Annotated in this window: 7 protein-coding genes; 1 reads left to right on the top strand and 6 read right to left on the bottom strand. The window is 55.7% G+C overall.

What is annotated here, in order from left to right:
• Positions 1–112 precede the first annotated feature (112 nt).
• The 3 genes from DW088_RS10285 to DW088_RS10275 are packed head-to-tail and all read right to left on the bottom strand — an operon-like array spanning position 113 to position 3,727.
• The gene (locus DW088_RS10285) at positions 113–1,009 is read right to left on the bottom strand and encodes a DMT family transporter (RefSeq protein ID WP_118360643.1); all 897 of its coding nucleotides are present in this window, start codon (positions 1,007–1,009) and stop codon (positions 113–115) included.
• A gap of 30 nt (positions 1,010–1,039) precedes the next feature.
• Positions 1,040–2,908 carry an ABC transporter substrate-binding protein gene (locus DW088_RS10280; protein ID WP_118360642.1) on the bottom strand — a complete coding sequence of 623 codons (1,869 nt, stop codon included), beginning with the start codon at positions 2,906–2,908 and terminating at the stop codon, positions 1,040–1,042.
• Between the two features lie 18 nt (positions 2,909–2,926).
• Positions 2,927–3,727, bottom strand: a complete 801-nt coding sequence (locus DW088_RS10275) for a polyphenol oxidase family protein (protein ID WP_118360641.1) — start codon at positions 3,725–3,727, stop codon at positions 2,927–2,929.
• A gap of 506 nt (positions 3,728–4,233) precedes the next feature.
• Here DW088_RS10275 and rny point away from each other — a divergent pair.
• A complete protein-coding gene (rny, locus tag DW088_RS10270) occupies positions 4,234–5,778 on the top strand; it encodes a ribonuclease Y (protein WP_110435892.1) in 1,545 nt (514 codons plus the stop codon).
• A 59-nt stretch (positions 5,779–5,837) separates the two neighbouring features.
• Here the strand turns inward: rny and DW088_RS10265 are convergent, their stop codons facing one another.
• The 3 genes from DW088_RS10265 to DW088_RS10255 form a co-directional block, all read right to left on the bottom strand.
• Positions 5,838–7,598: a sensor histidine kinase gene (locus DW088_RS10265; RefSeq protein ID WP_118360640.1), complete on the bottom strand. Its 1,761-nt coding sequence runs from the start codon at positions 7,596–7,598 to the stop codon at positions 5,838–5,840.
• Positions 7,595–8,272: a response regulator transcription factor gene (locus DW088_RS10260; RefSeq protein ID WP_118360639.1), complete on the bottom strand. Its 678-nt coding sequence runs from the start codon at positions 8,270–8,272 to the stop codon at positions 7,595–7,597. Before DW088_RS10260 ends, DW088_RS10265 begins: the two co-directional genes overlap by 4 nt.
• 143 nt (positions 8,273–8,415) lie before the next feature.
• Positions 8,416–9,207 (bottom strand): HAD-IIA family hydrolase, encoded by a 792-nt coding sequence (locus DW088_RS10255; RefSeq protein WP_118360638.1) that lies wholly within the window; start codon positions 9,205–9,207, stop codon positions 8,416–8,418.
• Between the last annotated feature and the right edge of the window lie 354 nt (positions 9,208–9,561).

The raw sequence follows: 9,561 nt of genomic DNA, 5'->3' as shown, positions 1-9,561 counted from the left end.
TTTGCGCCTGTCTCTGAGAGACAGCTTTAATAGAATACCAAATCCGAGAGCATTTGTCAAATACTTTTTTCGTTTTTTGCAAAAAATTTTGCTGCAAACAAAAAACGGCGGCTCATGCCGTCGTTTTCTCTTTCTCCCGATGTTCGGACAAAATCAGACCGCCGAGCGCCAAAACCGTGCCCAGCCACATGATCGGCGTCATGGTTTCGTGCAGAATCAACGCTGAGCTTACTATTGTAATAACCGGCGTTGCATAAATGTACACGCTGGTTTTCACCGGACCGAGCAGGAAAACTGCGCGATTCCACGTCACAAAGCACGTTGCAGACGCACAAAGGCCCAGAAACAGCAGATTTGCCAGATGAACCGGCTGCGTCCACACGCTCAAACCGGACGGAAACCCTTCAATCACCGCAGGAACGAGCAAAAATAGCAAACCGTATCCAAAAATGCGGCAGGTAAGCGGAATGGTACGGTAGCCCATGTGACCAAGCTGGCGCACGAGCACCGAGTACACACCCCAGACCAGAGCCGCGCCTACGCCGAGCAGTGCGCCAATCGGGCTGAAATGCAGCTCACTGACGCCCGCGAGCGACACGAGCGCGACACCCGCCATCGCACAAACAAAGCCGAAAAAGAACCATTTGCTGAGTTTTTCGTGCAGCACGACCGCTGCGATCAGCGCGGTAAACAGCGGCGCTGCCGCTACGATAACACCGACCAGCGACGCGGAAATGTACGTCAGCGCAATATTTTCCATCAAAAAGTACAGCGTAACGCCCGAAAGACCGGCCAGTGCAAACAATCCCTCATGCCACCGTTTCTGCGGGCGCATGAGACCCTTGCCCACGATGAGCAGTGCCAGAAAGCCGAGCGTGAACCGCGCCACCATAATCTCCAGCGGCGTGAAGGCGCGCAGCAGTACTTTCGTTGAGACAAATGTCGTACCCCAGACAAGCACGCTGAACGCGCCGAACAAATGCCCCTGCATTCTGTGATTTTCCTGCATGATATTCTCCTTTTCAGCGAAAACAGACGGTTACGGCTTGACCCAGTTCTCCTGTCCTGCGAATGCGTTATACGGTGCCGGATTGAAATGATTGATCAGACCGCTTCTGAGCACAACCTGCTGCCGCTCAAATGCCAGCGGAATGAGCGGCATTTCGTTCAGAAATGTCGTGTACAGACCCTCCGTATTCTCGCCGCTGCGGTACGCCGTGATGGCATTGCTCATGTCCTCACTCGAGTACGATCCATAGTTCAGTCCGCCCTGCGGAGACAGCAGCGGGCGCAGATCGAAGTCCGGCGTCAGCTGGGTTTCGCCGTAGTACGCGTCGAACGAGCCGCTCTGCAGCATGGAAACATAGGTATCATACGGCTCCTCATCCACCGTGACATTGACGCCGTTCAGCGAATTCCACGAAGCCGCGACCTGTTTTGCCGCCGCTACCTTAAACGCGTTGTCCGAGTTGACGAGCAGACGGAACGAAAGCTGCACGGTCGCCGCGTCTGTCACTATCGTATCGGTTACTGTGGTATCGGTCGAGCCGGAATTGTCCGCAGAGTCGGTCGAATCGCCGGAATCCGTGTTTTCATTGTCCAGAAGCACAACTTCCCCGTCCGAAACCGTCGAATCGGTTCGGTTTTTCGACGTGCGCACGGTCAGAAAATCCACCTTGTAATCGGTATCGCCTGCCCGGCCGCTCGTATAATAGATAAAGTCGCCGTCCTCGTCGTAGTAGCCGTCCTCCTCGGAAGAGTCCGAAGAAGTGTCCGAATCATCATCGGAATTGTCCGTAGAATCCGAATCTCCGTCCGAAGAATCGGTATTGCCGTCGCTGCCGCCTGCCGAAGCCGCACCCTCCTGTGCCGCCTCGCGCAGCAGCTGTGCCGCAGTCATCAAATCCGCCGACAGGCTGTACGACACGCCGGTGTCCGCCGGCTGCGGATTGATCGGCAGCACCGCCGGATCGGCATAATCCTGCAGCTGGGTTGCACACAGACCCTGACGGCTGATCGCCATAGAAAGCGCCTGCCGCACTTTTGCATTTGTGAACTGGCTGTTATTGTAATTCAAACCGATATAATGCAGCATAGCACTGCTCACTGGAACGGTATCGACCTCGCCGGTGAATGCGATATTCTGGTCGTCCGGCGCAATACGGGCGCTGCGCATGATGGATACATCGCCGGTGCGGAAGCTGGTGTCCGCCGCATCCGCGCGCGTCATTTTGACCAGCGTAATGTGCCGAATGGTGCCGAGAAAGCCGCCGTGCCAGTTCTCGTTGGCCTCCAGCGTCCATGCGGCGCCGTTCTGAACCGGCTTGTACGGTCCGGTGCCCTCTGCGAACTCTCCTTCGTCAGTCGTACCCGCCCGATAGATCGGAATATCCAGCAGTTTCGGGAAGTTGACGTTCGGCGACGCAAGCGTAATGCGGACCATGCGCTTGGTCACCTCTTCAATCGAGGAAACCTCGGTCAGTCGGTTGTGATACGGCGAACTTTCGTTTTCCAGCACAGTCTTGAGACTTTCGGCAACATCACTTGCCGTCAGCTCCGCACCCGACCAGAACTTGATGCCCTTTTTTATCGTAAAGCTGAACGTGGTTCCATCGCTCGTATAGTCCTCGCACAGCTCGTTTTCGAGTGTAAAATCGCTTTTTATCTCAAAAAGGCCCTCGTAAAGCGCCTCACGCAGCATGCTGTTGACCTCGGTGCCGTCCATGACCGGATTGAGCGTTGTGCCCGAGCGATACCACGCCAGACCGAAATACGCGTCCGACACATCCACGTTGTCTACCGGTGCGCCGTCGCCGTCGTTTCCCTTTCCAAACGGGAACGTGCAGCCGCTGAGCACGACCAAAGTTGCCATTGTCAGCGCCAGCGCACGTTTTTTCCAACTTTTCATTGCATTTGATCCTTTCGCTTACAGACAGATCATGCCGCCCTGCACGCCGCGCACGCCGTGCGTTACGCGGTGCGACCAGAATTCATCCGAATGACACATGGTGCAGATGCCGCTGTCGATCACGTTTTCCGCCAAAAGTCCGGCATCCTGCAGCAGCTTTACGCCGATGCCCTGCAGGTCCACATGGAATTTCGGACCTTTCTCCATGATGAACGGATGCACCTGTACACCGAGCAGCTCCTCCATCGCTTCCGGCACATCCGCATCGGTCTCGAAGCACTCCTGCCGGATGGACGGACCGAGCACCGCAACAAGGCTTTCTCGCTTAGTGCCGAGCTGCTCCGCCATGACGTCCACGGTTTTGGGCAGAATGCCCGCCGCCATGCCGCGCCAGCCGGAATGACACACGCCTGCGGTGTGCGTCGCCGGATCATATAATAAGGTGACAACGCAGTCCGCGTAAAAGCCGATGATGGGCGTGTCCGCGAGTGCGGTCACGATCGCGTCCGACTGCCACTCCATCGGGCGGTGCAGCCCCATGCCGACCTTGTCCTCGGTCACGACCGACACCTGCGTGTCGTGGATCTGCTTGGTGAGCGTCATGCGCGTCTCATCCACGCCGAGCGTCTCGCCCAGCAGGCGATAGTTTTCGCGCACATTCTCCAACTCATCACCGCGGTTGAAGCCTAAATTCAGACTTTCGCACGCGCCCGTGCTCACACCGCCGAATTTGGTGGTGAAGGCATGCCGCACCGGAATCCGTCGGCAGGTATAATATACGAAAGAACCGCGCTGTACGCGGCACATAGACTCGTTCATAATCGTTCCTCCTCGTCTCTTCCATGAGGGAATACAGAATTATTATAGCAAATCACCCTGCCGTTCACAAGAGCGCATACCGGCCGTTTTCAAAAAACACCAAAAACCGCGTATGTCAGCTTGTCTTTTTCTTGACAGTTTGACGAATAGGCTTTACAATTAAACATAGTATAATACCTGCTGTAACAGAGCCGGTGCCAATGGTGAGCACGGCTTTTTTCAAAGGCATTATCTGATTGAACCGATAGCTTTATTTCTATCGGAACCGCATTTTTCTTTTGACAGCGCAAAACTCTGATTTTTTCGAGCGAAGCTTCGCTTTTTCGGCGTATTCCGCCTTTATTCTTCGTGCAGTGCTCATGCGTGCTGCGCGTGTTTCACCGCGGAATCAGCCTGTTTTCTGCCGAACCGTCGCTCTATTGAGAAACAGCACCGCAGATCTGCGGTATTGTCTTGGTTTTGTGCCGTCTCCCAAAATTCGTAAATAGGAGGACACACCAACAGACATGAGCAACATCATCATACCGATCATCACCGGTATCGTGTGTCTCGCAGTAGGCGTAATCATCGGATTCCTGTATCGCAAGAGCGTTGCGGAAAAAGAGATCGGCTCTGCCGAGACCGAGGCCACCCGCATCATCAACGAAGCGATCAAGGCCGGCGAGACCAAAAAACGCGAATCCATACTCGAGGCAAAGGACGAAATCCACAAGCAGCGTGTCGAAGCCGACCGCGAGCTGAAGGAACGCCGTAATGAGACCCAGCAGCTTGAGCGCCGCCTGATTCAGCGCGAGGAAGCACTGGACAAGAAGAGCGACATGCTCGACCGCAAAAATGATGACCTTAACCGCCAGCTGGACGCAAGCCAGAAGGAAAAGGAAGAACTCGAGCGCATCAAGCTCGAGCAGGTAGAAAAGCTGGAGCAGATTGCCAGCATGACCCGCGACGAAGCACGCGAGATGCTCGTCCAGTCCATTGAAAACGAAGCAACCCACGATGCAGCCGTCAAGCTGCGCGAGATCAATCAGCGCCTGAAGGACGAGAGCGAGCAGACTGCCCGTGAGATCATCTCGACCGCAATCCAGCGCTGTGCCGCCGATCAGGTATCCGAGGCGACCGTTTCGGTTGTTCCGCTGCCGAACGACGAGATGAAGGGCCGCATTATCGGCCGAGAGGGACGCAATATCCGCACGCTGGAAACCCTTACCGGCGTAGACCTCATCATTGACGATACGCCTGAGGCCATCACCCTGTCCTCGTTCGATCCGGTTCGCCGTGAAATCGCACGTCTGGCCCTTGAAAAGCTGATCGTTGACGGTCGTATCCATCCGGCCCGCATTGAGGAAATGGTTGACAAGGCTCGCCGCGAGGTGGAGCAGATCATCAAAAGCGAAGGCGAGCGCGCTACCTTCGAGACCGGCATTCACGGCATTCACCCCGAGCTGGTCAAGATCCTCGGCCGCCTGCGCTACCGCACCAGCTACGGTCAGAACGTCCTGCAGCACTCCATCGAGGTGGCTCACATTGCCGGCATGATGGCCAGCGAACTGGGTCTCGATCCGGTTCCGGCACGCCGCGCAGGCCTGCTGCATGATATCGGCAAGGCCATCGACCACGAGGTTGAGGGCAGCCACGTTCAGATCGGCGTAGACCTTGCCAAGAAGTACAAGGAATCCCAGCCGATCATCCACGCCATCGAGGCACACCACGGCGATGTAGAGGCTAAGACCATCGTAGCATGTCTGGTTCAGGCAGCCGATGCCATCTCCGCTGCACGTCCGGGCGCTCGCCGCGAGAACCTGGAGAACTATATCAAGCGTCTGGAGAAGCTCGAGAGCATCGCCAATGAGACGCCCGGCGTTTCCGGTTCGTTTGCCATTCAGGCAGGCCGCGAGATTCGCATTATCGTCAATCCGGAGAAGGTTTCGGACGACAAGATGGTGCTTCTCGCCCGCGAAATCGCCAAGAAGATCGAGAACGAGCTGGATTATCCCGGCCAGATCAAGGTCAACATGGTACGCGAAACGCGTGCGATCGATTACGCAAAGTAAGCAAAATCATACCCCGCAAGAGAATCTCTTGCGGGGTATTTTATGCCCTTTTTCAGCTTTTAATCTTTATTGCAGACGATGAACCGCACGCCGCCCTTTATATTTTCCGCTTTGCAGGTCAGGCCGTGCAGCGCAAGGATTTTCTGCAGAATGGCCAGTCCCAGTCCGTGTCCGCCTGCGCGGTCGCGCGCCTTATCGCCGCGATAGAACATCTCGAACAGGCGCGGTAGCTCGGTCTCCGGAATGGGTTCGCAGTCGTTTTCGACGGTCAGCAGGTGATTGCGGCTGTTCGTCAGCCGAACGGACACGCGCCCGTTTTCCGGCGAATACTTGGCGGCATTCTCCAGCAGACAGCCGACGGCACGCCGCAGCAGCGTTTCGTCGCCGCGGATACGCACGCCGTCCGCAATATCGGCGGTCAGGCGGCGTTTTTCGAACAGCGGCGCGTACTCGGTCAGTACATCGCGCACCAGCGCGGTCAGATTGAGCGTTTTGCGGTTTTTCAGCTCGTCCGTGCGGTCCAGACGGGTGTAATCCAGCATTTCACGCACAAGGCCGTTCATCCGCGCCGTTTCCTGCTCGATAGCGGCAAGGTAGCGCGCGTTTTCCTCGGGCGAAATGTCCTGCGCGATGGCCTCGGCGTACCCGCCGATGAGCGCCAGCGGCGTTTTCAGGTCGTGGCTTGCCGCCGACACAAACTGCTGGCGTTTGTCCTCGAGGTCGCGTTCGCTGTCCCAGCGGGTGTGCAGAGTCGCCGCCATTTCGCTCAGCGCACGGTTGAGTTCACCGATTTCATCTCCGCGCTTCAGGTCGGGTTTGAATTCGTCGAATGCAAGAATGGATACCCTATTGGCTTCTCTTGCCGTATCAACCAGTGGGTCGGACACCATTCGACGCACAATTTTATAAAAGAGGAACAGGAAAATCAAGTACAGCGCAATCGTGATAGGCAGCATAAGGTGAAAACAAGTACCGTATGCGTTTTCTCGATTGACCAGCGCCGCCGTAGCAAGAAGCACCTCGTCATCATACGGCATCCCCTGAAACGTGCCGACATATCGTTGCGATGCCCGTACCTCCGCCCACTCCTCGTCCGGTATGTTTTCGCCGTCTATCGCCCGCAGTTCGGTATCCAGATAGCGCAGTGCATCAAAGTAGCCTTCCATTACTTCGTCCGTGCGAAATATCCATTTTCCCCGTATGTAATCGTCTTCGTAGGAGCAGAACTGATTGGTTTCCTCAACCGGCATCTGCGCCGTCCATTCCTCATAAGCAATCTGAATTCGATTCGGGAAAAAGACAAATTGTGTATCTGTCTTGACTTGTCGGCCATAGACTGTAATTATAGGCTCAAGGTCGTGATCGTGATTGAATGCCTCGTTCATTTCACGCAGCGATTGCTCGGAGAAACCGCTCAAATCAATACCATAGTACATTGCCGAAGACGCATAATAGTACAGCATCAGCGGCGATCTAATCAGAACCCGCTTATGATTTTCATCATAATACTGTATGATATAGGGCGTATCTACATTATAATAGGGCGTATCTATACCATCTCTCCACAGATTGACGCGCAGCAGATCGTATTCCGCTGTGCCTTCTGCCGGGTAGTGCGCTGCATCACCTTTCAGGATTTTAAGGTCACTCATCAGCAATCCCGTACTCGCTCTCATGCTGGCATTAGCTTCCTCTCGAGCTTTATCCTGCGCAAGCTTTGCCACTTGCCACACCCACGGCACCAGAAACACCGCCAGAATCACCGCCACAACCGCGGTCAGCCTGGCCGCGATGCCGATTTTGTGAATTCGCTTTTTCATGTCGATCCCCCCAATCGATAGCCCTTGCCGTACACCGCACGGATATGCTGCGAGGCTGTTCCAAGCGCTTTACGCAGACTGGCAATGTGCCGGTCGATCATGCGCTCGTCCCCGTCGAAATCCGTGCCCCATACCCGCTCGATGAGCAGGTCGCGCGACACCGTGCGTCCCTGTTCGCGCAGCAGCAGCTCGAGTATCTTCGCCTCCTTGGGACGCAGATTTATTGGGTTTCCGTCCACCGTTACCGTGCCTGTGCTGGTGTCCATCAGGATATTCGCGTAGCCGAGCTCACTCGCGCCCAGCCGCAGCCCGCGGGCCCGCCGCATGAGTGCCTGCGCCTTTGCCACCAGCACCGGAAACGAAAACGGCTTGGTGATATAATCGTCCGCGCCCGCGCGGAACCCTGCCAGCGTGTCACCCTCCTGCCCAAGTGCCGTGACGAAAATAACCGGAACGTCGCTCTCCTGCCGCACCGCTTCGCATACTTCGAGACCGTTCAGGTGCGGCATCATCACGTCCAGCACCAGCAGGTCGAACGGCTGCTCCTGTGCCAGCACGAGCGCCTGTTCGCCGTCATACGCCGGTGTCACCGCCACGCCTGCCGCCCGAAAGAAATCCTGCATCAGCGCGGATAACGCCTTGTCGTCCTCCGCCAAAAGGATGTGTCCTGCCATGGGAATGCCCCCTCTCTATCTGTCATTGGTCTATCCTTTTCCTGTATTTAGTATAGCATAGAATTGTCCATTCTTTATCCAATAAAAAAGCCTTTCCGAATTTTTCGGAAAGGCTTTTGTGCTATTCAATTTAGACAGCAATTTTATGCCTGCGGCGGAATACAGCCGACACCATCCAGAATAAAGTGCGGACGGTATGCGTAGTTCTCCACATCCTTGCGGGTAGTGCAGCCGGAGAGCACCAGAACGGTGTCCAGACCGGTTTCGATGCCGGCAACAATATCGGTATCCATGCGGTCGCCGATCATAGCCGCCTCGTGCGAATGCACGCCCAGCAGACGCAGACCGGTACGCATCATCAGCGGGTTCGGCTTGCCGACATAGTATGCCGTCTTGCCGGTGGCCAGCTCAATCGGAGAAACCAGTGCGCGGCACGCCGGAATGATGCCCTGCTCGGACGGACCGGTCAAATCGGAGTTGGTAGCAATCAGGCGCGCGCCCTTGTTGATCAGATCAACGGCCTTGAGGATGGTCTGATAGTTGTAGGTGTTGGTCTCGCCCGCAATAACGTAATCCGGGTCCACGTCGTTCATCACGATGCCCGCCTCGTACAGCGCACCGACCAGACCGGGCGCACCGATCACATACGCGGATGCGTGCGGCTTCTGGCTGGCGATGAACTTCGCGGTAGCCAGCGCGGAAGTGTAGAAATGCTCCTCACCGATCTCCAGACCCATGCGGGCCAGCTTCTGCTGCAGCTCAAGCGGCGAACGCTCGGAGGAGTTGGTCAGGAAAAGGAAGCTCTTGTTTTCACGCTGCAGCCAGTCTACAAATTCAGGTACACCGGGCAGCAGACGGTTGCCGTGATAGATAACACCGTCCATATCGCAAATGAAGCCCTTCTTGTCGCGAAGCAGCTCTAATTCTTCGTTCATTATGCTGATCTCCTTTCGGTAGGCGACCCATGCTGAAACAGCATAGCCGGAAATCTTTTTGTCCATTCTTATTATGCGTAAAATTTCCGCGAACGTCAAGAGCCAACCGAGGAAAAAATGTTAAATCCTCGTAAAGAGCTGAAAAGAGAGTGAGGAGTGAAGATTTTCTTCTCCGGGCGCATACCAAGGGACACAGGCGGCTCTGCCGCCGTGTCATTTTTAGCAAACACCAAAAAGGACCCGGAATCGATAATTCCGAGTCCTTTTTGGTGCAATAGCCCTTACAGGCGCAAGCCTGTCAAGGGTGTCCCCTCGTTCCAAAGGGCACAGCCCTTTGGAACGAAGCCTCGAGCC

This window comes from Butyricicoccus sp. AM05-1, from assembly GCF_003474415.1.
Lineage (GTDB): Bacteria > Bacillota > Clostridia > Oscillospirales > Butyricicoccaceae > Agathobaculum > Agathobaculum butyriciproducens.
Note: the sequence above shows the minus strand (reverse complement) of the source record. Positions and strands in the feature narration are given on the sequence as shown.